This window comes from Pseudomonas sp. D2002 (assembly GCF_013385735.1).
GTDB lineage: Bacteria > Pseudomonadota > Gammaproteobacteria > Pseudomonadales > Pseudomonadaceae > Aquipseudomonas.
The window spans coordinates 127,097-150,146 of the sequence record NZ_JACAPL010000004.1 but is presented as its reverse complement, the minus strand read 5'-3'; the positions used below and the strand labels follow the sequence as shown (position 1 = coordinate 150,146).

The following is a 23,050-nucleotide window of genomic DNA, read 5'->3' as shown; positions in this document are numbered from 1 at the left end:
TTATGAGAACGGCAGGAGCGGCCAAAAGGGGATAAATACGGCCAAATTGTCTGTCCGAAATTCGCCCCTCAATGGGGCATCACGGGCGAAATTGGCTCGGTGCCACGCCACTCCAGCGCACAAACGCGTGCCTGAAACTGGCGGTTTCGCTGAACCCCAGCGCCTCGGCTATCTGGTAAATCGGCCACTGCCCTTGTGTCAGCAGTTGCTTGGCACGCTCGAAGCGCAGCTCGTCCAGCAGCTCCTGATAGCTGCTGCCCAGGTCATGCAGGTGGCGGCGCAGGGTGCGCGCCGAGCAGTTCATCTGCTCAGCCAAGCCGTCCAGGCCGGGCGCGGCATTGAGTTGGGTGGTGAGCAGTTGGCGAATCCGGCCCAGCCAGGCCTGGCGCCCGGTGAACTCCAGGTTCTGTTTGCGGCAGCGTTCGGCCATGGCCTGGTGCGTAATGGCGTCTGCCAGGGGCAAAGGCTGGTCGAGCCAGCGCTTGTCGAAGGCGAAGGCATTGGCGGTGGCCTGAAACTGCAACGGGCAGGGGAAGCGTTCCGTGTAGCGCGCGAGGTAATCCGGTGCGTCATGTTCAAAGCGCGCCGCGAGCAGCGGCAGGGGCTGGCCGAGCAGGTCATCGCAGATCACTTTCAGCGATGCCAGGCACAGTTCGACGTTGAATACTTCCAGGCTCGCATTTTCCCGGTAGTCGCTCGCGGTGAACCAGATGCGCTCGCCGTCCGCCTCAAGGCTCAGCTCGAAGAGTGTTCCCAATAGCGCCGGATACCGCAGCGCCAGGCGCAAAGCGTCACCGAAGGTGGCACTGGTGAGCAGGGCGTAACCGAGCATGCCGTAGGCCGAGACGTGCATCTGGCGGCCCAGTTCCAGGCCGACATCCCGGCGCAGGGCCACCGCGTTGGCGCACACGCGCATTTCCTGATTGGTGGTGATGCGCGTGTCGGCGCGGTTCAGGTCTGCCGCACAGATACCGCTGCCGGCCAGCAGCGCCTCAAATGGCAACCCCTCGGCCTTGAAGGTGCTGAGCACCAGGGAGACCGCGTTGAGGGTGGTCAGGTGTGAATGCAGCATGGTCGCTCCAGCCTGGGTTTGTCAGGCTGGAGCAAGTTATGTGCCGCTGCCGGGCACGCCCGTCAATCGCGCTCTGGGCGGAAAAACAAGCGCTTGGCCTGCGTCAGGCTGATGGTACTGCGATAGAACGCCACCCGTTGCTGTGCAGTGAGCCCTCGCACACTGTCCGCTGCTTTGCCGCGCGCGTGCTCCTGCGGGGTTTTCAAGCGCGCGGATAGAAATCTATCGGCCGGTGCGTCTGCGGTTGAGTAATGGAAGTGGGCATACCAGAGCGGCGTTTGCGTGGCCACATCGGTAAGGGTGTACTCGTCCAGATAGTCCTTGATCTCGCTTTTAAGGCGGCGTCGCTTGACGGTTTTTTTGAAGGTGATGAGTTTGTGATTCTTGAGCCATTCAACACCGGAAATGATCGGTGGCTGTTGCTTGATGATCTTCTGCACCTGCTGGTTGGACTGCAGGTAAAGCGCTTGCGCGGCGTCGTAGAGTTGTTTGCCGAGCGCCACCGCAGAGGGTTGCCGGCTTTCCGTGGCGTTGTCTTGGGTCAGTGCTTCTTCGATGGCCCTGTTGGCCTGCTCCAGCAGCTGGGCATGTTGGTGAAGCATGTACTCGATGCCGATGGCGGTACGCGAGGCTTTGTTGATTTGCTCATCGGCGCGCGTCTGGAAGGCAGGCAGTTGGTCCAGTAACGTTTGGCCGTTGAGCATGCTGTTGGCGACCGTGGGAACAACCGGTGAGGGCGGCGTACTGGCAGGCTTTATGTGTTCGGCCCAGACGCCTGGGGATTTTTGATGAAAGGTGGCGATGACTTTGTGGGTCAGCGGTGACTTGATGTCGACAAACTCGGTTTCGAGCCCCACAGGGGTCAAGCGTGGCTCGCCAATCAGTACACCGTTGAAGCGCGTATGGATGAACTTCTTCACCGGCCGTGGTGGGGACGGCGGCGGTGTGGGCCGGATGCGGCGGCGTTCTTGCTCATTGTGCAACGGCGCCAGTTCAGCGCTGGCCCGATCGGCGAACTCACGGAGCAATGCACGCAGGCGCTCAATGGGTGGGGTGAGCGAGTGTTCGGTGTAGTCCTGAGGGAAATCCTGCAGGCGCTCATCAATGAACTGAAACTGCTCGACCAGGCTGCTCAAGGTTTCAATGCGTTCATCCAAGCGTGATTCGCTGCGCTCCTGAAGGGTATCGCGCAGGGTCTGCACGGCAATGTCTGCACGGTCGACAATCTCGCTGATCAGGGTCCAGGCGCCAGGCTCGGTCGCGAAGGATTGCGGCGCCAGGCATAGATGTCGCGCCAGCGTCACTTGCAAGGCCCGCAGGTCGTCGCTGGAATAGCCGGGCAGCCGAGGCTGGTTGAGCTGGATCATGCGCAAGCCCTCCCGGGCAAGGTCGCGTAACTCGGTGAAGCGCGATTGTGCGTAATCCAGGCGCATGATCATGGCGTTGCTCATGTCAGTCACTGACTGCGCGTCTGTGGCACGGGTCGCCGGGGTTGAGGTCGCGGGAGATTCGAGCTGTTCGAGCACGGTTTTGAGTGCGGGGTTGAACGTGGTTTGCAGCTCCCTGATACCGGCCTCATTGAGTTCCAGTTGCGCCTTCAAATAGCTCAGCGCTTTTTGCTGGAAGTCCGTTACGGGGGTGAAAACGTTCAGGGTCATCAGCTGTTGCCGGGCCTCTTCGTAGTCCGAGCTGTGGCTGTCGAGTTTGTTCATGTAAGCCTGGCGTTTGAACTTGGCCTGGGTCGAAGTGCCGGGCGTTGCGGTCATGGCCTGGTGGGCCTGTCGCAGGTCGCTTTGTACATTTTTCTTGGCGTTTTCGAAGGCCGCCAATTTCTCGCGCAGTTCGGATGACTTCAGCGTCGCCTGCTCCAGGGCGCTTTTCTGTTTGCCCTTGCGGCCGCCGCCGTGCAGGCGCAGCCGGGTGTCGATAAACCAGTTGCCCCTGGCGTTGTGAAGCAGGGGCGGGCCCTTACGGTCGGGTTGTTTGGCGTCGACAATGACGAACGTCTCGTCGCCTTCCAGCGTCACTTCAAACCAGCGTGCGCCCACTTGGGCGTAGTAATTCTGCTCGCGCTTGTACAGGTGTTGGTAGACGCCTTCCTCGGTGATGACCGCGGGAAGGTCAGTGGGCTTTTCGATGGCGAAACTGTCCAGCAGGGTCGCCAGGCTGCCGGAGGTGCGCGTGATCGCGCCGCTGGTGTTCAGTGGCAAGTCGTGCCCGGTGGGCGCGTAGTCTGTGGTGCGCGTCGGCAATTGCTCTACAGTCACCGCCGTTTTCGCGGGAAGGCGTGGGGCTTCAGGCTCGACCTTTGAAGGGGATGTGCCGGGGTGAGCGCGCGTGGCGACATGCAAGGTGATGGCCATGCCCAGGTTGAGCAGCACGTCGGTGAGCGCCGACCATTGCGCCTGTTGCTCGCCGTGCTCATGTGCCTCGACCCATGTTTGTACTTGATCGACGATCTGCCAGATCCAGGCCCCGGTGCCGGCGATACGGCCCATAAAGGGCAGGGCGGCATTGAAGATCAGCCAGCCGGCTTGCTTGAGTGTGGCCCAGCGGTTTTCGGCGTTGGAGACCGATTGGCGGTCTGCCAGCTCGACCAGCGCCTTGGCGTTGGCTTCAAACAACGTGGAAAACAGGTTGCCGTTGAGCGCTTGCTGGCCAAGGCTCATGGGGCCGCTGTAGGTCCAGAGTTTGTCAGGTTCCACCAGAAAGTCGGCCACGGTCCAGGGTGAGGGCAGGTCACTGGGGAAAACGTAGTTGGTGTAGTCGCCGCGCACCGAGTCGGGCAGCCAGGCGACCACCGAATCACGCAATGCGTGGGACTGCGCGATGGCATATAACAGGTTCGCCTGTGACGGGTACTGAAGCAGCACCGGGTCGAACAGCGGGCGATACAACAGGCAAGGGCCGGCGTCGGCATTTTGCGGGCCGATGATGTACATGTTGCTTACCACGTCCTGGCCGTTGGACTGCCGGCGCTTGGGCACGAAAGCCAGATGCCTCATGACAATGGCTTGGCCGTCGACAAAACGGTCACTGATTTCGGCTTGCATCACGGCCGCCACATAGCGGTAGCCGCGTTCGTCGATCCCGGCCTCGTTACGCACCTTGCACTGCAACGCCAGCAACGGCAGTTGGATACGCAAGTGTTGGGTGTACAAGGTTCTGCGCCGCAACGACTCGTCCGGGTCGTCGATCAACTTGCTGCGAATGAGCGCCGGGTAAGTGGTGCCGATATCGACGTGCGTGATGAGCGTTTTCACGTAGTCCACAGTCAGCCACGCGGGCAGGGCCTTGCGCGCCTGCAACTGCAGGGTCTGGTTGCCGACAGGCAGCGCGATCAGGTTTTGCAGGGCCAGGTCGGCCAGGCTGAAGGTGCTGCTTTCGACCTGACCCGGCAACGGGAACGTGCCCCAGACAACCTGTTTTTGCACCGTGATGGTCAGGGTCTCCAACGCCAGCTCTGCGGCGTCGGGATGGTCCTTGATGATCTGCGTCTTGAGCCTGTCCTGGGCGTACTGCCGGATCGAGGGGATATCGTCCTGGTAGGTTTTGCCCGCGTTGCGGCTGTTCAGTGCGGCCAGGTCCTTGAGGTGCCGTACATAAAACGCCCGGTCCGCGGTAGACGCCTGGTCGAGCCAGTCCGGCAATGCTTGCTGATACCACACAAGATCAGGACCCTTGGGGGACACCAGTCCGGCCTGCTCCGCCAATGCGCTCAAGGGCGTCTCGCTCGGCGCGGTGGGCGTGCCAGGGGCGAGGCGGGTGAGGGCGTCGATTTGCAGCGTGACCAGGGTGCAGGCCAGGTTCTGGAAAAAATCCCCGGCCGGCTCATACAGGCGCCATTGCAAGCGTTCATAGGGCGGTGGTCGGTACAACAAGGTCGTCAGGTACTCACCCAGCTGTTCCTGGGTGGTGAACTTTTTATAGCCGTCGAACGAGTGGCTGAGGATGACGGTTTTGCCTTTGGACTGCCCGAGCAGCACGGCGATAAATATCTGGTGGGTGTGGCTGACCTTGCCGTCGCTGAGCAGATCAACGTCAACCAGGCACGCCTGGCGCTGGCGTGTGTCGCCGCTCTGGCGATCTGCCGGGTCGGGCGAGTGATACAGGCTGCGGGCCAACTTACAGTCGTCCTCGGTCCAGCCGTCCACCTCTTGCACGTTCCAGGCGTTGCGCAGGGTATTGGCCAGTTCGTGCCATTGCGGGCCGCCACCTTTGCTGCTGTTCCAGAAATCCACCACCTGTTCCTTGAATGCCTGGAACAGCACTGGCGCCAGGATATTGATGGTGTTGGCGATTTGCACAATACGCACCGGCAGGTGAACCGCAGGCTCAGCCAAGGGGAGCTGGGTGAGAAAGTGCTCGCCCTCTATGCACAAGGTCGGCACTTTCAGGATGGCCTGCCTGGCCAAGAGGGTGCTGAGGGTCCAATAGCGTGCGGGGTTTGACGTGATCGTGTTGTCGACGAGCTCCCAGGTCGGCCTGCCCATCATTGTGGTATGAGGGTCGATATGCAGGTCGGGATACTGTTCGTTTAGCGCTTCGCGCAGCAGTTCGCAGGCAGCCTCGGTTATCGACGGGCCGACGCACAGTTGGGTGATCAGTTTAAGCGTGAGCGCTTCGGATGTTGCAGCCTGCGGGGTAGCGCTTGGAGTAGTCATGGTGCATCCCTGTCTTGCCGATGGATGGGAACAACCCGAGGCATACGCTCGGGGTTCCCATGCTAGAAACCGGCAAGTCAGGAAGGGGGGTACTTATCTAGGACGTGGTTCCGTACCCAGGTCCAGCTCCACCAGGCGGCGGATTTCGTCAGTGGCAAGGCCTGCTCCGATCAAGGCGTGGAGTTTGCCGAACGCCGCCTCGCGGGTCATGCCGCCACCGGACAGCACGCCCACGCCGCGCAAACGGCTGCCGGCTTCGTACACATCCAGTTCGACGCCGCCTTCATGGCATTGGGTGATCGCCACCACCACTACCCCGCTATCCCGTGCGCGCTGCAAGCCTTCGAGAAACGCCGGGTTGTCGCTGGGGCCCGTGCCACTGCCAAAGCATTCGAGGATCAGCGCCTGGATGCCGCTGTCGATCAACGCGTCCAGTTGCCCGGCTGCGATGCCCGGCACCAGCGGCAACACGCCGACGTTGGCCAGCGCTTTGGGCTGGCGGTAATCCAGGGCGGCAGGCAGTGTCCCGGCCTTGGCCATGTCGGCGTTGCGTTGCAGTGCGGCGAAAGGATGGCGGCCAAAGCTGCGAATTTTCGCGCAACGGGTCGGCGCCATCAGCGCGCCGTGGAAGAACAACTGCACGCCCGGTGCCAGGCCTTCGCCCAACGCCGCCAGGGCGCCGCTGACGTTTTCCCAGGCATCGCTGTCGGGCACGCCGGCAGGCAACATCGAACCGGTAAACAGCACCGGCGCCCGCAGGCCCAGCAGTTGGAAGCTCATCGCCGCCGCGCTGTAGGCCAGGGTGTCGGTGCCATGCAGGATCAGCACGGCATCGCAGCCTTCATCCACCGCCTCGATCACCGCGACGCGCAGGCGCTGCCAGTAGGCCGGGGTCATGTTGGCGCTGTCGATCAGCGGCGCCATTTCCCGGAAGCGCCAAGCGGGGACTGGCTGGTTGGCAAGCTGTTCGCGCATGCGCGCTTCGAAACCTGAAGCGGGCGCCAGGCCGTTAGCGCTGGCCTGCATGCCGATAGTGCCGCCGGTGTAGAGCACCATTACGTTATTAGCGGTTTGCATAAAATCTCCTGAACGAAAAACGCCGCCGGGCCCAGAGCATGCCCAAGGCCGGGCGGCGTGTCATCTATCTAGGCTGCCTACGCTTAGCGTTGCGCTTGAGCGTTCAGATCAGCCGTGGCTTGAGCGGTTGGCTCAGGCTTCACGGGGTTCGCAGGCCAAGCCTTGCGATCCAGGTCCAGGTCAGGGAACTGGCTGGAGTCGAACACCGGCGTCTTGATGCCCGCCGCGCGCTGGTTGTCGTAGTCGTTCAGGATGCGCATGGCGATCTTGAACAGGAACGCCAGGGCGAACAGGTTGACGAACGCGAGCAGGGTCATGGTGATGTCGGCGAAGGCGAACACGGTGCTCAGGTTCTCGATGGAACCCCAGAAAATCAGCACCAGCACCAGCGCGCGGTAGCCCATCAGCACCTTGCGATTGTCGCCCACGATGAAGCGCAGGTTGCTCTCGCCGAGGTAGTAGTTGTACATGATCGAGGTGAACACGAACAACGCCAGCGCCACCGAGATGAACATCCGGCCCCAGTCGCCGACTACCGCCGCCAGGGAGTTCTGGGTCAGGGCAATGCCGTCGCCTTCAAAGCCTGGGGTGTAGAAACCGGAGAGCAGGATCAGCAACGCGGTGCAGGTGCAGATCACGAAGGTGTCGAGGAACACGCTGAACGCCTGAACCACGCCTTGGGCGATCGGGTGTTCTACCGAGGCCACGGCTGCCACGTTAGGCGCACTGCCCAAACCGGCTTCGTTGGCGAACACGCCGCGCTTCACACCCATGATGATCGCGCTGCCCACCAGGCCACCGAAGGCTTGGTCGAGGCCGAAGGCGCTCTTGACGATGGTCGCGAGCATGGCCGGCACGTGGTCGAATTGCAGCACGATCACGTAGAGGGTCACGGCGATGTAGACCAGCGTCTTGACCGGCACCAGCAGGTCGGCAATCGAGGCGATCCGCTTGATCCCGCCGATAAATACCAGGCCCAGCAATACCGCCAGCGCCAGGCCGGTGTAGGTGGTGTCCAGGCCGAACGCGTTGTTCAGCGAGTGGGTCACAGCGTGGGCTTGCAGGCCGTTGAAGGCGAAACCGAAGGTCACCAGCAACAGGAACGCCATGACCATACCCAGCCAGCGTTTTTGCAGGCCGTGCTGAATGTAGTAGGCCGGGCCGCCGCGGTAGGTGCCCTCAGCGTCGGTGCGCTTGTACAGCTGGCCGAGAGAACACTCGATAAAGCTCGAAGACATGCCCACCAGCGCGGTGACCCACATCCAGAACACGGCACCGGGGCCACCCAGGGTCACAGCAATGCCGACACCGGCGATGTTACCGGCACCCACGCGGCCGGCCAGGCTGAGCATCAGCGCCTGGAACGAGCTGAGCTGGCCGGAGCTGCTCTTCAGGCTGTCTTTAAACACCGAGAACATGTGGAAAAAGTGACGCAGTTGAACGAAACGCGAGCGGATCGTGAAATAACCGCCGAGCCCGACAATGAGCACGATCAGTACTTTCCCTGAGAGGAAGTCGTTGATGACTTCGAGCATGGAGTGTTCCTCGCTGATTTTTCTAATGGCAAACGCAGGACGGTCCGACGCATCGTCTAGCACCAGGCAGTGCACGACGCTTCGACCCCAATCCTTTTGCGGGTGTTGTTATTCATGCGCTTTCGCGTTGTATCCGGGCCTCGTTACCGACGGCCGCAGACGCGAAGAGGGGCGGCACTATACCTAGGCGAGCGTGATCCGTCTGCACGGGGCGATTAAAGGTTTCAGCCAAGCTGTTGCAGGCAAGGAGGGTTTGTGGGGCGATATTGGAGTTTTTATGGGCTTCATTTCACAACCTTGAGGCAAAAAAAAGGGCCTGAAGAACGAGCCTTCAGGCCCTCAAAAGGTGAGAGGTGTCTAGTCCCTCAACCTGGTGAGCGGTGCAACAAACGTTAGGCCTTCAACGGGACCAAACGTGGGGCAATCATGTTTTCGGGGCGCAGGATGTCGTCGAGCATGGCGTCGTCGAGCAAGCCTTCTTCGCGCACCAGTTCCAGCACGCCGCGGCCGCTTTCAAGGGCGATACGCGCAATGCGGGTGGCGTTTTCATAGCCGATGTACGGGTTCAGCGCGGTCACCAGGCCGATGGAATGCTCCACCAGTTCGCGGCAACGCGCTTCGTTGGCGGTGATGCCGACGATGCAATGCTCGCGCAGCATGTCCATGGCGCGTTGCAGCAGGCGGATCGAGTCGAAGATCTTGAACGCGATCAGCGGCTCCATCACGTTCAGCTGCAGTTGGCCGCCTTCGGCTGCCATGGTCAGGGCCAAATCGTTGCCGATAACCTGGAATGCAACCTGGTTGACGGCTTCCGGGATCACCGGGTTGACCTTGCCGGGCATGATCGAGCTGCCTGGCTGGCGTGCCGGCAGGTTGATCTCGTTGATGCCGGTGCGTGGGCCGCTGGACAGCAGGCGCAGGTCGTTGCAGATCTTCGACAGCTTCACCGCGGTACGCTTGAGCATGCCGGAGAACAGCACGAAGGCGCCCATGTCGGAAGTCGCTTCGATCAGGTCAGCGGCCGGCACCAGCGGCTGACCGCTGATCAGCGCCAGGCGCTGTACGGCCAGGGCCTGGTAGCGCGGGTCGGCGTTGATGCCGGTGCCGATGGCGGTGCCGCCCAGGTTCACTTCGGTCAGCAGCTCTGGCGCCAGGGTTTTCAGGCGGGCCAGGTCTTCACCGAGGGTGGTGGCGAAAGCGCGGAATTCCTGGCCGAGGGTCATCGGCACAGCGTCTTGCAACTGGGTGCGGCCCATTTTCAGCACGTGGCTGAATTCGACGCCTTTGGCGGCGAATGCCTGAATCAGGCTGTCGAGGCTGGCCAGCAGCGCGTCATGGCCCAGCAGCAGACCCAGGCGGATCGCGGTTGGGTAGGCGTCGTTGGTCGACTGCGCCATGTTCACGTCGTTGTTAGGGTGCAGGTACTGATACTCGCCCTTGTTGTGGCCCATGGCCTCCAACGCGATGTTGGCGATGACTTCGTTGGCATTCATGTTGGTTGAAGTGCCGGCGCCGCCTTGAATCATGTCCACCACGAACTCTTCGTGGAAATCGCCGCGGATCAGACGGGCACAGGCTTCGCTGATGGCAGCGTGCTTGGCTTCGCTGAGCTGGCCCAACTCGCGGTTGGCGTCAGCGGCCGCTTGCTTGACCATTGCCAGGCCGACCACCAATTTCGGGTAATGCGAAATCGGAACGCCCGAGAGGCGGAAGTTATTCACCGCTCGCAGGGTCTGGATGCCGTAATACGCTTGAGCAGGTACTTCGAGTACGCCAAGCAGGTCTTTTTCTGTGCGGAATGATGCAGCGGAGGACATGACGGAAATCATCTCGATATGGACCCGGAACTGGCCGGAACGCTGCGAATGCTAGGCTTGTAGGAGTTTTTGGGCCAATGCTGTTAAACACTGGCCTATGCACAAACGGCATAATGTAGGTGTGACCCGGTTATCATGGCGGGCGTGTGTGCCAAAATGGTGCGTACCCGTGGGAGGAAGTGATGAACCTAGAGAGCAAATGGCTGGAAGACTTCAGCGCCTTGGCGGCAACTCGCAGTTTTTCCCAGGCGGCGGAGCGACGCTTTGTCACCCAGCCGGCGTTCAGTCGTCGTATCCGCAGCCTGGAAGCCGCGCTCGGCCTGACGCTGGTCAATCGCTCGCGCACGCCGGTTGAGTTGACGGCGGCGGGGCAGTTGTTCCTGGTGACTGCGCGCACGGTGGTCGAGCAACTCGGTGAAGTCTTGCGCCATTTGCATCACCTGGAAGGCGGTCAGGGCGAAGTCATGCAAGTGGCGGCGGCGCACTCGCTGGCATTGGGCTTCTTCCCACGCTGGATCGCGCAACTGCGCAATGAGGGCCTGAACATCGCCACGCGGCTGGTTGCCACCAACGTCGGTGACGCCGTGCACGCTTTGCGCGAAGGCGGTTGCGATCTGATGCTGGCGTTCTACGACCCGGACGCGGCGATGCAGATGGACCCGGAGATCTTCCCGTCGCTGCACCTGGGCAATACCGAAATGCTCCCGGTGTGCGCAGCCGATGCCGAAGGCAAGCCACTGTTTGGCCTGGAGGGTGAGGGCAGCGTGCCTTTGCTGGCCTACAGCGCCGGTGCATTTCTCGGACGCTCGGTGAACCTGCTGCTGCGTCAGCGCGCCCTGCGTTTCACCACCATTTATGAAACAGCCATGGCTGACAGCCTCAAGAGCATGGCCCTGGAAGGCCTGGGCATTGCCTGGGTGCCGCATTTGAGCGTGCGGGCGGAGTTGGCGCGGGGTGAGCTGGTGGTGTGCGGCGGCCCGCAGTGGCATGTGCCGCTGGAGATTCGCCTGTACCGCTGCGCCCTGGTGCGCAAGGCCAACGTACGGTTGTTGTGGCGCAAGCTGGAAGGCGGGGCGGCGCAGAATACCTGAGCCCACACAGATCAAATGTGGGAGCGGGCTTGCTCGCGAAAGCGTCGTGTCAGGCAACCCATATGTGGCTGATACACCGCCTTCGCGAGCAAGCCCGCTCCCACATTAGTTTCGCGGTGTTTTCGCTGACCTGAAAGTCAATAAAACCGCTGGTTTGCGCCACTGGACAGATGGTCATTCCAGGGGCTGTTTATCTCAATTATTACGGTATACTGCGCGGCCTTCGGCCGGTCCAAACCGGCCTAATTTCGTACAACAAGCCACGCCGGATTTCCCGCGTGGCTTGTTGTTTTTTGACGCGCCTGCGGGCGCCCAGAGAGAAGAGGCACGACGATGAGTGCATTGGTTGGCGTGATCATGGGCTCCAAGTCCGATTGGTCCACCCTTAGCCACACCGCCGATATGCTGGAAAAACTCGGCATTCCCTACGAAGTGAAAGTGGTCTCCGCCCACCGCACTCCGGATTTGCTGTTCCAGTATGCCGATGAAGCAGAATCCCGTGGCATCGAGGTGATCATCGCCGGTGCCGGCGGTGCGGCGCACCTGCCAGGCATGTGTGCAGCCAAGACTCACCTGCCAGTGCTTGGCGTACCGGTGCAGTCGTCGATGCTCTCGGGCGTGGATTCGCTGTTGTCCATCGTGCAGATGCCGGCCGGTATTCCGGTGGCTACCCTGGCGATTGGCAAGGCCGGCGCGATCAACGCTGCCTTGCTGTCCGCCAGCATCCTGGGCGCCAAGCACCCGCAGTTTCACGCGGTGCTGAAAAAATTCCGTGCTGAGCAGACAGACAGCGTGCTGGACAATCCAGACCCACGTATCGCCTGAGGTTGTTGATTGATGAAAATCGGTGTAATCGGTGGCGGCCAGCTGGGCCGCATGCTGGCCCTGGCGGGAACCCCGCTGGGGATGAACTTCGCTTTCCTGGACCCGGCGCCGGACGCTTGCGCGGCAGCCCTGGGTGAGCATCTGCGCGCTGACTACAGCGACCCGGATCATCTGCGCCAACTGGCCGATGAAGTCGACCTGGTGACCTTCGAATTCGAAAGCGTCCCGGCCGAAACCGTGGCCTTCCTGTCGCAGTTCGTGCCGGTGTACCCGAGCGCCGAAGCCTTGCGCATCGCTCGCGACCGCTGGTTCGAAAAGAGCATGTTCAAAGACCTGGGCATCCCGACGCCGGCTTTCGCCGACATCCAGTCCCAGGCGGATCTGGACGCCGCCGTTGCCAGCATCGGCCTGCCGGCTGTGCTGAAAACCCGCACCCTGGGTTACGACGGCAAGGGCCAGAAAGTCCTGCGCACCGCTGCTGACGTAGTCGGCACCTTCGCCGAGCTGGGCAGCGTCGCCTGCTTGCTGGAAGGCTTCGTGCCGTTCACCGGTGAAGTGTCGTTGATCGCCGTGCGTGCCCGCGATGGCGAAACCCGCTTCTACCCGTTGGTGCACAACACCCACGACAGCGGCATTCTCAAGCTGTCCGTGGCCAGCACCGACCACCCGCTGCAGGCCCTGGCCGAAGACTATTCCAGCCGTGTGCTCAAGCAGCTGGATTACGTCGGCGTGATGGCGTTCGAGTTCTTTGAAGTCGACGGTGGCCTCAAGGCCAACGAAATCGCGCCGCGTGTGCACAACTCCGGGCACTGGACCACCGAAGGCGCCGAGTGCAGCCAGTTCGAAAACCACCTGCGGGCGGTGGCGGGCTTGCCGTTGGGCTCCACGGCCAAGGTCGGCGAGAGCGCCATGCTTAACTTCATCGGTGTGGTGCCGCCGGTTGAGCGCGTGATCGCGATTGATGATTGCCACCTGCATCACTACGGCAAGGCCTTCAAGGCCGGGCGCAAGGTGGGTCACGCCAACCTGCGCTGCAAAGACCGTGCGACGCTGCAAGCGCAGATCCTCAAGGTCGAAGCGCTGATCGCCGAGCAATAACCCTGGAGTCGGCGGGAACCATCTGTTGCCGCCGTCTCTCTGATTGCAGGATGGCAAAGCCTGACTAGGCTTTGTCATGACTCACATTCAATCAGAGGGAAATGCCATGGGTATCATCGGAACCATTTTTATCGGCTTGATCGTCGGCCTGCTGGCGCGTTTCCTCAAGCCTGGCGACGACAGCATGGGCTGGATCATGACCATCCTGCTGGGTATCGCAGGTTCCCTGGTCGCCACCTACGGTGGTCAGGCCCTGGGCATCTACCAGGCGGGTCAGGGCGCGGGCTTTATCGGTGCGCTGATCGGCGCCATCGTGCTGTTGGTGATCTACGGCCTGCTGCGTAAAAAGTAATTAAGCGACAAAGCCCTCTGCGCTGCGCAGGCGCAGAGGGCTAGAATGCTCGCCACCTGTACTTGCCGAGCCTCACCATGCGCCGTCTTCTGTTGACTCTCCTCTTGCTGGGCTCTGGCCTGGCGCACGCCGGCGAACTGCCGGAAACCGACTGGCTCGACCTGATGCCGCTGTCGGACCAGAAAGCCCTCGAAGCCATGCCCGAGATCGACCACAACTCCCCCGAAGCCCAAGGCACGTTCACCGACAAAGGTGGCCTGAAGCAAAGCAAAGGCTTGCCGGCGGTGATGTATTCGACCAAGACCGTGGCCGCCATGAACGGCAAGAACATCCGTATCGGCGGCTACCCGGTGCCGCTGGAAACCGACGCCAAGGGCCGCAGTACGCTGTTCTTCCTGGTGCCGTACCCAGGCGCCTGCATCCACGTGCCGCCACCGCCGCCGAACCAGTTGGTGCTGGTACGTTATCCCAAGGGGCTGAAGCTGGACGATATCTACACGCCGCTGTGGGTCACGGGCACTTTGAAGGTGGAGAAGGTTAATAACGATTTGGCGGATGCGGCGTACGCGCTGGATGCGGGGAAAGTGCGGGCGGTCAAAGAGTCCGATCTTTAATTTGCCGCAGAACCCAATGTGGGAGCGGGCTTGCTCGCGAATGCAGGGTGTCAGTCAGCGCATATGTGGCTGACACACCGTATTCGCGAGCAAGCCCGCTCCCACATTTTTGATTGGGTTTACAAGGCGAGAGGGGTGATGCTTACGCCAAGCGTATGGCTTTCACCGGGCGCCAAGCTCACCACATCATCCAGCACATTCGCCGTCTCGATACACAGCATGCCCTGCCAGCCATCATCGGCCATGTCGTCGAGCGCCTTGGCGCGTTCGGTCCACGGGTTCCAGATCACCGTGGAGTTCGAGCCTTGGCTGGTGAGCTGGAGGCGGCGCTGCCAGTCTTTGTCGACAATGCTCAGCTGCGACGGCGTATCCAGGTAAATACGGTCGGTCTCGGCAATAAAATGCAGCAGCCCGGCTTGCTGCTTGCTGTTCCAGCCATCGGCCGTGTCGACATACGCCAGCCCGTCCAGGCCTTCGACCTGAACGTTGCGCACATCGCTCACGGCGAAATAAGTGTGCAGCGCCTGGCTCAGGGTCACGGTATGGTCGCCACGGTTATGGCTGGTCAGGCGGATATGCAGTTGATCGTCCAACAGCAGGCTCAGCTTCAGGTCGACCTGATGCGGCCAGCCGGGAAAACCGCCCGCCGGCACTGGCAGTACCAGGTCGACGCGCAATGCATCGCCTTCAAGTTCGGTCCCGGCCAGTTCCCACAGTGCGGTGCGCACAAAACCATGGGCACCGGCAGGCTGATCGCTCTGGCGCATGGCCTTGACGCTCTGCGGGTTGCGGTCGAACACGCCAAACCACGGCCAGCACACCGGCACGCCGGTCCGAATGCCTTTGCCCTGTTTGAATAAGGCCTCAGGGTTCTGCCAGATCACCGGCTGCTCGCCCTGGCGCTGGTAACTGAAAATGTGCGCGCCCTGTTGGGCCACCAGCACTTGCGCGCCGTTGTGGCGAATGCGCCAGCAGTCCAGCTCGTCGATTTTCATGCTTTCAACGTGGGGCGTAGGCATAGCAGTGCTCTCAAATGGCAGGCAATGGGGCAATTGACCGTCAAAACCCGGCGATGTTTAACGCGCGCGCGATGGAACCGAGCGCGTACGGCCGCTGCCATCGATGGCCACGAACACAAATACTGCCTCGGTTACCTTGCGCCATTCGCTGGACAGCGGGTCGTCGCTCCACACTTCGACCATCATCTGAATCGAGCTGCGGCCGATTTCCAGGGCCTGGGTGTAGAAGGACAACTGTGCGCCGACCGCGACCGGCACCAGGAACGCCATGCGATCGATGGCCACGGTGGCGACACGCCCACCCGCGACTTTGCTCGCCATGGCCGTGCCGGCCAGGTCCATCTGCGCGACCAGCCAGCCGCCGAAAATATCGCCAAAACCGTTGGTTTCGCGCGGGAGTGCGGTAATTTGCAGGGCGAGATCGCCTTGCGGGATAGGATCTTCTTGTTCGAGTTCGATCATGCCGAGGGTGCCTCTGACCCGTGACGCTTCATGGGTATTTCAAGTGGATAGCCGTCTTCTGGAAAAACGTTTCAGCACCAACATACACCGCTCGATGCGTTTCTCGTAAGGCGAACTAAAGGGAAACTCTGCCAAATCGGCTGGATGGCACCCAACGACGGTTTGGCACAGCAGCCCCTCAAGACAGCGGGTTTGGCGCTTGCACGGGCCGAGTATATCGAGACGCTGGCGCCGCGACGACCTCCCGGCGCTCATTTGGTCGGCAAATCACGGCTGTAATGCGGCTTTTTCCTGCAACTGTGCTTCTGATGGCTAATAAAGGGAAAAAACGGGGAATAACGCGCGCCTGCAAAGTGTTATTCGGTGGACGCTGTGCTTTTTCAAGCGATTTGCTATCTTGCCAGACCCGCCGCAAGTCCCGGGCTTGCCGTCATTACTATAAGAGAAGCCTTGCCATGTCCTCCGTGCCCGCAAGCAGTGCGCAACCGTCGCGCCCGCTGACCCGCAACGACTACAAAACCCTGTCGCTGTCTGCCTTGGGCGGGGCGCTGGAGTTCTACGACTTCATCATCTTCGTGTTTTTCGCCACCGTGGTCGGGAAACTGTTCTTCCCCGTCGACATGCCGGAATGGCTGCGCATGATGCAGACCTTCGGCATCTTCGCCGCCGGCTACCTGGCACGCCCGCTGGGCGGCATCATCATGGCGCACTTCGGTGACCTGCTGGGCCGCAAGAAGATGTTCACCTTGAGCATCTTCATGATGGCCGTGCCGACCTTGATCATGGGCTTGCTGCCGACTTACGCGCAGATCGGCCTGTGGGCGCCGCTCCTGCTGCTGTTGATGCGCGTGATTCAGGGCGCGGCGATTGGCGGCGAAGTACCGGGCGCCTGGGTGTTTGTCTCCGAACACGTGCCGCCGCGCCACATCGGCTACGCCTGCGGCACCCTGACCAGCGGCCTCACCGCCGGCATCCTGCTCGGCTCGCTGGTGGCCACCGCCATCAACACTCTTTACAGCCCGGAGCAGGTGTCGGATTACGCCTGGCGAATCCCGTTCCTGCTGGGCGGCGTGTTCGGTCTGCTCTCGGTGTACCTGCGCCGCTGGCTGCATGAAACGCCGATCTTCGCCGAAATGCAGCAGCGCAAAACCTTGGCCGCCGAGCTGCCATTGCGCGCGGTATTGCGCGACCACCGTGGCGCCATCGTGCTGTCGATGCTGCTGACCTGGCTGCTGTCGGCCGGTGTCGTGGTGGTCATCCTGATGACCCCGACCGTGCTGCAAACCGTCTACCACTTCAGCCCGACCGTGGCGCTGCAGGCCAACAGCCTGGCGATTGTCACGCTGAGCCTAGGCTGCATCGCCTCCGGCGCCTTGGCCGACCGTTTTGGCGCAGGCCGCGTGTTGGTCATCGGTTGCTTGCTGCTGTTGGCGACGTCGTGGACGCTGTATCACAGCCTGCTTGATCACCCGAACTGGCTCTTTCCGCTGTACACCCTGACCGGCCTGTTCGTCGGTGTGATCGGTGTGGTGCCGTACGTGATGGTGAAGGCTTTCCCGCCGGTGGTGCGTTTCAGCGGGTTGTCGTTCTCGTATAACGTCGCCTACGCCGTGTTTGGTGGTTTGACGCCGCTGGCGGTGTCGCTGCTGATGAAGGAAAGCCCGATGGGCCCTGCTTACTATGTCGCCGTGCTGTGCGTAATGGGGACGTTGGTGGGTGGGTACCTGTGGAAGCGCGGTCGCTAAGAGATTGTTCCCACGCTCTGCGTGGGAACGCCGCCTGGGACGCTCCGCGTCCCTGCGCTCAGTCCTACACAACGATGTAGGAATGGTCATAGATTACAGAGTATTTCTGAAACACCGCTTCAAGCGCCTCAACCTCCTCGCAAGCCCCGTATTTATTGATCTTTCCCCTACCTGTCAGGTTTTTCACAAATACTGGCCTTTCATCTAATTGTCATATTCCAGACATAGAGTGTTCACACGGCCTACCGATACTTGGCCCCGATCCAACTATCCCTATCTGCTAGGAGCAAGGCATGAAACTGAAACGTTTGATGGCGGCAATGACTTTTGTCGCTGCTGGCGTTGCCACCGCTAACGCGGTAGCCGCTGGTGTTGACCCGGCAATTCCGGCTTACGCCAAGACCACCGGTGTATCGGGCAACCTGTCCAGCGTTGGTTCCGACACCCTGGCTAACCTGATGACCCTGTGGGCTGAGTCCTATAAAAAGGAATACCCGAACGTCAACATCCAGATTCAGGCTGCCGGCTCCGCTACTGCACCGCCTGCGCTGACTGAAGGCACCTCCAACCTGGGCCCGATGAGCCGCAAAATGAAGGACACCGAACTGGCGGCCTTCGAGCAGAAGTACGGCTACAAGCCAACCGCAATCCCGGTTGCCGTGGATGCCCTGGCGGTGTTCGTGCACAAGGACAACCCGATCCAGCACCTGACCATGGAACAAGTCGACGCGATCTTCTCCTCGACTCGCCTGTGCGGTGCTAAAGCCGACGTTAAAACCTGGGGCGACCTGGGTGTGACCGGTGACCTGGCCAACAAGCCGGTGCAACTGTTCGGTCGTAACTCGGTATCCGGCACCTACGGCTACTTCAAAGAAGAAGCCCTGTGCAAAGGCGACTACAAACCAAACGTGAACGAACAACCTGGCTCGGCTTCGGTCGTGCAGTCGATCAGCTCTTCGCTGAACGGCATCGGTTACTCGGGCATCGGCTACAAAACCGCTAGCGTGAAGACCGTGGCCCTGGCCAAGAAAGGCAGCACTGACTTCATCGAAGACAGCGAAGAAAACGCCCTGAACGGCAAATACCCGCTGTCGCGCTTCCTCTACGTGTACGTCAACAAGGCCCCGAACAAGCCTCTGGCTCCGCTGGAAGCTGAGTTCGTGAAGCTGGTTCTGTCCAAACAGGGCCAGGAAGTGGTCGTCAAAGACGGCTACATCCCACTGCCAGCCAAAGTCGCCGCCAAGGCCCTGGCTGACCTGGGTCTGAAAGAAGGCAACTAAGCCTGTAATACCGGGTGTAGATGCATGCTTTTCTGTGGGAGCGGGCTTGCCCGCGATGCTGGCGACGCGGTTTAGTGTTGAGACCGTATTGATGCCATCGCGGGCAAGCCCGCTCCCACACTAACCCTCTACACCCCTAATTTTTTAATCCGCTGCCAGCTCTGCTCCGCGGCGGATTTCTTGCGTCACTGCATTGTCATCTTTCTGTCATACAGGATCGCTAGGGTGTGCGCATGAATGATCTGGCCAATTCCACCATGACGACGACTTCTCCCCCCAAGCGCATTGATTTCAATACGCCTGAGCTGCAACGCAAGCGCCGCATCCGCGCGCTCAAAGATCGCCTGACCCGTTGGTACGTGCTGGTCGGCGGCCTCGCCGTCCTCGGCGCCATCACCCTGATTTTCTTCTTTCTTGCCTACGTCGTCGCGCCTTTGTTCCAAGGTGCCTCGCTGACCAAGGAAGACGCGCTGACGCCCGCCTGGATCCAGGATGCCGGCAAGCCGTTGATGATCTCCCTCGAAGAACAGAACCAGGTTGCCATGCGGGTTTCCGACAAGGGCCAGGCGCTGTTCTTCAATGTGGACACCGGTGCCGAGCTCAAGCGTGTCGACTTGCCGCTGCCGGCCGGTGCCAGCGTTGCCTCCATCGGTGAAGATCAACCGGGCAGCCCGCTGGTGGTGCTCGGTCTGTCGAATGGCCAGTCCCTGGTGTTCCGCCACACCTATAAGGTGTCCTACCCGGACGGCAAGAAAACCATCACCCCTGCGGTTGAATACCCTTACGGCGAAACGCCCATCGTGCTCGATGACGCCGGTCGCCCGCTGGAGCACGTAGCGCTCAACGCTACCGACTCCTCGCTGGTGTTGGCCGGCTCCAGTGGTTCGCACCTGAACGTGCTGTCGATCAGCCGTGAAGAAAACATGATGACCGAGGAAGTCACCACCGAGCAGAAGCGTATTGAACTGCCGCAAATGACCGAACCGGTAAAAGCGATTTTCGTTGATCCGCGCCAGCAGTGGCTGTACGTGATCAGCGGTCGCGCCCAAGCCGATGTTTTCAGCCTGCGCGACAACAGCCTTAACGGTCGCTACAAACTGCTTGAAGACGGCAACGCCGAAATCACTGCCAGCACCCAGCTGGTCGGCGGTATCTCGTTGATCGTCGGTAACTCCAAGGGCGGCCTGGCCCAGTGGTTCATGGCCCGTGACCCGGATGGCGAGCAGCGCCTGAAACAGATCCGCACCTTCCAGATGGGCACCACGCCGATCGTGGAAATCACTGCTGAAGAGCGTCGTAAAGGCTTTACCGCGCTCGACGCTTCCGGCAAGTTCGGCGTGTTCCACAGCACCGCCCACCGCACGCTGCTGGTGGACCCGGTGGTTGATGGCACGGGCATTTTCGGCATGTCGCCACGCGCCAACCGTGTGATCGTCGAAGCTGGCGGCAAGCTGCAACCGCTGCTGCTCGACAACCCGCACCCGGAAGTTTCGTGGAGCGCGTTGTGGAGCAAGGTCTGGTACGAAAACTACGACGAGCCTAAATACGTCTGGCAATCGACCGCCGCCAACACCGACTTCGAGCCCAAGATGAGCCTGGCGCCGCTGACCTTCGGTACATTGAAGGCTGCGTTCTACGCCATGCTGCTGGCCGCACCGCTGGCAGTTGCCGCCGCGATCTACACCGCTTACTTCATGGCCCCGAGCCTGCGCCGCAAGGTCAAGCCGGTGATCGAGTTGATGGAAGCGATGCCGACGGTGATCCTCGGTTTCTTCGCCGGCCTGTTCCTGGCGCCGTATGTAGAAGGGCATTTGCCGGGGATTTTCAGCCTGCTGATGCTGCTGCCGATTGGCATTCTGGTGGCCGGTTTTGTCTTCAGCCGCCTGCCTGAGTCGATCCGCCTGCGCGTTCCCGATGGCTGGGAAAGCGCGATCCTGATCCCGGTGATCCTGTTTGTGGGCTGGCTCTCGCTGTACATGAGCCCGTACCTGGAAACCTGGTTCTTCGGCGGCGACATGCGCATGTGGATCTCCCACGACCTGGGCATCACCTACGACCAGCGCAACGCTCTGGTAGTCGGCCTGGCCATGGGTTTCGCGGTGATCCCGAACATCTACTCCATCGCCGAAGACGCCGTGTTCAGCGTGCCGCGCGGCCTGACCCTGGGCTCCCTGGCCCTGGGCGCCACGCCGTGGCAGACCATGACCCGCGTGGTGATCCTGACCGCCAGCCCGGGGATTTTCTCGGCGCTGATGATCGGCATGGGCCGCGCGGTCGGCGAAACCATGATCGTGCTGATGGCCACCGGTAACACCCCGGTGATGGAGATGAACCTGTTCGAAGGCCTGCGCACCCTGGCAGCCAACGTCGCGGTGGAAATGCCCGAGTCGGAAGTCGGCGGCAGCCACTACCGCGTGCTGTTCCTCTCGGCGCTGGTGCTGCTGCTGTTCACCTTCATCATGAACACCCTCGCCGAGCTGATTCGTCAGCGTCTGCGCAAGAAATACTCGTCGCTTTAAGAAAGGTAGAAGTCTGTGAAACAGAACTCCCTGAATGGATGGTTCAAGAGCGGCGCCCCCGGCGTCTGGATCAGCGGTGGCGCGGTGTCCATCGCGGTCATCATGACCATTGGTTTGCTGGCCGTGATTGCCGTGCGTGGTCTGGGCCACTTCTGGCCGGCCGACCTGATCCAGGCCAACTACAACGTGCCGGGCCAGGAAAACCATATCGTCATCGGCGAAGTGGTGCAGAAGGAAGAAGTACCGCGCGAGCGCCTGAAAAGCGCCGGCTTGCCGGTGCCCGACCAGGGCCCGGAATTCATGACCCGCGAGCTGATCAAGGTCGGCAACCGCGACCTGAACGGCAACGACTTCACCTGGATCGTCGGCGAGTGGCTCAAGGACCAGACCAAGCCTGCGAACCTGATGGCCATCGAGCGGCGTGAGTGGGGCAATTTCTACGGCACCCTGGTCAACGTCAAGCAGGACGGCAAGGTCATCGCCGAAGGCGAGGCCGCGTGGCCGGAGCTGCAAGCCCGCGTCGACCGCGTGAACAAGCTGGCTGCCCAGCTCAAGAGCCTGGAAAAAACCGACATCGGCGCGATCAACGCCGGCCTCGAACGCATCCGCCTGCACGGTCGCAAGCTGGAGCTGGAAGGCAAGCTCGACGCCACTGCTCAAGCTGATATGGACAGTGGCCGCGCCGAACTGAATGCCCGTTACCAGGACATCGAAGCGCGCCTGGCCGACTTGCACGCCCAGTTCAACCGTGACGCCCTGACCGCCCGCGACGCCAACGGCAAGGAAGTCGAAATCGGCATCGGCAAAGTGGTGCACGCCTACCAGCCGAACGCCATGGGCACGCTGACCAAGGTCGGTTTCTACTTCAGCAAGGTTTGGGAATTCCTTAGCGACGACCCGCGTGAAGCCAACACTGAAGGCGGGATTTTCCCGGCGATCTTCGGCACCGTGATGATGACCCTGATCATGGCGATGATCGTGACGCCGTTCGGCGTGCTGGCGGCGGTGTACCTGCGTGAATACGCCAAGCAGAACGCCCTGACGCGCATCATCCGCATCGCGGTGAACAACCTGGCGGGCGTACCGGCCATTGTCTACGGCGTGTTCGGCCTGGGCTTCTTCGTGTATGTACTGGGTGGTTCGGTTGACCGCCTGTTCTTCGCCGAAGCCCTGCCGGCACCGACGTTCGGCACGCCGGGCCTGCTGTGGGCCTCGCTGACCCTGGCGCTGCTGGCGGTGCCGGTGGTGATTGTGGCGACCGAAGAAGGCCTGGCGCGGATTCCTCGCACCGTGCGCGAAGGTTCCCTGGCACTCGGCGCGACCAAGGCGGAAACGCTGTGGAAGATCGTGTTGCCGATGGCCAGCCCGGCGATGATGACCGGCATGATCCTCGCCGTGGCCCGCGCCGCCGGTGAAGTGGCGCCGCTGATGCTGGTAGGTGTGGTGAAGCTGGCGCCGTCGCTGCCGCTGGATGGCAACTACCCGTACTTGCACCTGGACCAGAAGATCATGCACTTGGGCTTCCATATTTATGACGTCGGCTTCCAGAGCCCCAACGTCGAAGCTGCACGGCCATTGGTGTACGCCACTGCCTTGCTGCTGGTGCTGGTGATCGCCACGCTGAACTTGTCAGCGGTATGGATTCGTAACCACCTGCGCGAGAAATACAAGGCGCTGGACAGCTAATTGAAGTGAACGCGGACTAAATGTGGGAGCGGGCTTGCTCGCGAATGCGGTGTATCAGAAACACTTGGGCTGGCTGACACACCGCATTCGCGAGCAAGCCCGCTCCCACACTAACCGCGCCAGACACAGATTTGAGGTAAACCGCCAGGCCCAATCATGGGGCCATCGGTTCAATGAAACGAATTGGTAGCACA

Annotated in this window: 16 protein-coding genes; 9 read left to right on the top strand and 7 right to left on the bottom strand. The window is 61.3% G+C overall.

Features of this window, described 5'->3' with window-relative positions; all coding sequences use genetic code 11:
- Window positions 1-79: 79 nt before the first annotated feature.
- From HX783_RS09515 to aspA, 5 genes are all read right to left on the bottom strand, one after another.
- Window positions 80-1,072 (bottom strand): AraC family transcriptional regulator, encoded by a 993-nt coding sequence (locus tag HX783_RS09515; RefSeq protein ID WP_177016724.1) that lies wholly within the window; start codon window positions 1,070-1,072, stop codon window positions 80-82.
- A gap of 62 nt (window positions 1,073-1,134) precedes the next feature.
- Window positions 1,135-5,736 (bottom strand): DUF6543 domain-containing protein, encoded by a 4,602-nt coding sequence (locus tag HX783_RS09510; RefSeq protein WP_177016723.1) that lies wholly within the window; start codon window positions 5,734-5,736, stop codon window positions 1,135-1,137.
- 93 nt (window positions 5,737-5,829) lie between these two features.
- Window positions 5,830-6,813 carry an asparaginase gene (locus HX783_RS09505; RefSeq protein WP_177016722.1) on the bottom strand — a complete coding sequence of 328 codons (984 nt, stop codon included), beginning with the start codon at window positions 6,811-6,813 and terminating at the stop codon, window positions 5,830-5,832.
- An 83-nt stretch (window positions 6,814-6,896) separates the two neighbouring features.
- Complete coding sequence (locus tag HX783_RS09500) at window positions 6,897-8,348, bottom strand: sodium:alanine symporter family protein (protein WP_177016721.1); 1,452 nt, start codon at window positions 8,346-8,348, stop codon at window positions 6,897-6,899.
- Between the two features lie 392 nt (window positions 8,349-8,740).
- Complete coding sequence (gene aspA / locus HX783_RS09495; protein ID WP_053258714.1) at window positions 8,741-10,165, bottom strand: aspartate ammonia-lyase; 1,425 nt, start codon at window positions 10,163-10,165, stop codon at window positions 8,741-8,743.
- A gap of 182 nt (window positions 10,166-10,347) precedes the next feature.
- On the opposite strand from aspA, the gene HX783_RS09490 reads away from it, so the two are divergent.
- From HX783_RS09490 to HX783_RS09470, 5 genes are all read left to right on the top strand, one after another.
- Window positions 10,348-11,256, top strand: coding sequence for a LysR substrate-binding domain-containing protein (locus tag HX783_RS09490; RefSeq protein ID WP_177016720.1), 909 nt, complete (start codon window positions 10,348-10,350; stop codon window positions 11,254-11,256).
- 333 nt (window positions 11,257-11,589) lie between these two features.
- Entirely contained in the window at window positions 11,590-12,081 is a 492-nt protein-coding gene (gene purE / locus HX783_RS09485) for a 5-(carboxyamino)imidazole ribonucleotide mutase (protein ID WP_003195648.1), read from the top strand.
- 12 nt (window positions 12,082-12,093) lie between these two features.
- Complete coding sequence (locus HX783_RS09480) at window positions 12,094-13,179, top strand: 5-(carboxyamino)imidazole ribonucleotide synthase (protein ID WP_083356067.1); 1,086 nt, start codon at window positions 12,094-12,096, stop codon at window positions 13,177-13,179.
- A 106-nt stretch (window positions 13,180-13,285) separates the two neighbouring features.
- Complete coding sequence (locus HX783_RS09475; protein ID WP_010168336.1) at window positions 13,286-13,531, top strand: GlsB/YeaQ/YmgE family stress response membrane protein; 246 nt, start codon at window positions 13,286-13,288, stop codon at window positions 13,529-13,531.
- A gap of 77 nt (window positions 13,532-13,608) precedes the next feature.
- Window positions 13,609-14,145 carry a DUF3299 domain-containing protein gene (locus HX783_RS09470; RefSeq protein ID WP_106575906.1) on the top strand — a complete coding sequence of 179 codons (537 nt, stop codon included), beginning with the start codon at window positions 13,609-13,611 and terminating at the stop codon, window positions 14,143-14,145.
- A gap of 119 nt (window positions 14,146-14,264) precedes the next feature.
- Here HX783_RS09470 and HX783_RS09465 read toward each other — a convergent pair whose 3' ends face one another.
- On the bottom strand, window positions 14,265-15,164 hold the full coding sequence (locus HX783_RS09465) for a D-hexose-6-phosphate mutarotase (protein ID WP_177016719.1): 900 nt from the start codon (window positions 15,162-15,164) through the stop codon (window positions 14,265-14,267).
- Between the two features lie 57 nt (window positions 15,165-15,221).
- Window positions 15,222-15,626: an acyl-CoA thioesterase gene (locus tag HX783_RS09460; RefSeq protein ID WP_003176975.1), complete on the bottom strand. Its 405-nt coding sequence runs from the start codon at window positions 15,624-15,626 to the stop codon at window positions 15,222-15,224.
- Between the two features lie 455 nt (window positions 15,627-16,081).
- On the opposite strand from HX783_RS09460, the gene HX783_RS09455 reads away from it, so the two are divergent.
- The 4 genes from HX783_RS09455 to pstA all read left to right on the top strand — a co-directional run bounded on the left by HX783_RS09455 (window position 16,082) and on the right by pstA (window position 22,856).
- Window positions 16,082-17,371: an MFS transporter gene (locus HX783_RS09455; protein WP_159961121.1), complete on the top strand. Its 1,290-nt coding sequence runs from the start codon at window positions 16,082-16,084 to the stop codon at window positions 17,369-17,371.
- 293 nt (window positions 17,372-17,664) lie between these two features.
- Entirely contained in the window at window positions 17,665-18,651 is a 987-nt protein-coding gene (locus tag HX783_RS09450; protein ID WP_106575903.1) for a phosphate ABC transporter substrate-binding protein PstS, read from the top strand.
- A gap of 485 nt (window positions 18,652-19,136) precedes the next feature.
- On the top strand, window positions 19,137-21,170 hold the full coding sequence (locus HX783_RS09445) for an ABC transporter permease subunit (protein WP_177016838.1): 2,034 nt from the start codon (window positions 19,137-19,139) through the stop codon (window positions 21,168-21,170).
- Window positions 21,171-21,185: 15 nt separating this feature from the next.
- Window positions 21,186-22,856: a phosphate ABC transporter permease PstA gene (gene pstA, locus HX783_RS09440; RefSeq protein WP_177016718.1), complete on the top strand. Its 1,671-nt coding sequence runs from the start codon at window positions 21,186-21,188 to the stop codon at window positions 22,854-22,856.
- Window positions 22,857-23,050: the final 194 nt, after the last annotated feature.

Bases quoted from the DNA above. Each gene is read 5' to 3' on its own strand.
- HX783_RS09515 (WP_177016724.1), bottom strand. From the start codon at position 1,072: ATGCTGCATTCACACCTGACCACCCTCAACGCGGTCTCCCTGGTGCTC.
- HX783_RS09510 (WP_177016723.1), bottom strand. From the start codon at position 5,736: ATGACTACTCCAAGCGCTACCCCGCAGGCTGCAACATCCGAAGCGCTC.
- HX783_RS09505 (WP_177016722.1), bottom strand. From the start codon at position 6,813: ATGCAAACCGCTAATAACGTAATGGTGCTCTACACCGGCGGCACTATC.
- HX783_RS09500 (WP_177016721.1), bottom strand. From the start codon at position 8,348: ATGCTCGAAGTCATCAACGACTTCCTCTCAGGGAAAGTACTGATCGTG.
- aspA (WP_053258714.1), bottom strand. From the start codon at position 10,165: ATGTCCTCCGCTGCATCATTCCGCACAGAAAAAGACCTGCTTGGCGTA.
- HX783_RS09490 (WP_177016720.1), top strand. From the start codon at position 10,348: ATGAACCTAGAGAGCAAATGGCTGGAAGACTTCAGCGCCTTGGCGGCA.
- purE (WP_003195648.1), top strand. From the start codon at position 11,590: ATGAGTGCATTGGTTGGCGTGATCATGGGCTCCAAGTCCGATTGGTCC.
- HX783_RS09480 (WP_083356067.1), top strand. From the start codon at position 12,094: ATGAAAATCGGTGTAATCGGTGGCGGCCAGCTGGGCCGCATGCTGGCC.
- HX783_RS09475 (WP_010168336.1), top strand. From the start codon at position 13,286: ATGGGTATCATCGGAACCATTTTTATCGGCTTGATCGTCGGCCTGCTG.
- HX783_RS09470 (WP_106575906.1), top strand. From the start codon at position 13,609: ATGCGCCGTCTTCTGTTGACTCTCCTCTTGCTGGGCTCTGGCCTGGCG.
- HX783_RS09465 (WP_177016719.1), bottom strand. From the start codon at position 15,164: ATGCCTACGCCCCACGTTGAAAGCATGAAAATCGACGAGCTGGACTGC.
- HX783_RS09460 (WP_003176975.1), bottom strand. From the start codon at position 15,626: ATGATCGAACTCGAACAAGAAGATCCTATCCCGCAAGGCGATCTCGCC.
- HX783_RS09455 (WP_159961121.1), top strand. From the start codon at position 16,082: ATGTCCTCCGTGCCCGCAAGCAGTGCGCAACCGTCGCGCCCGCTGACC.
- HX783_RS09450 (WP_106575903.1), top strand. From the start codon at position 17,665: ATGAAACTGAAACGTTTGATGGCGGCAATGACTTTTGTCGCTGCTGGC.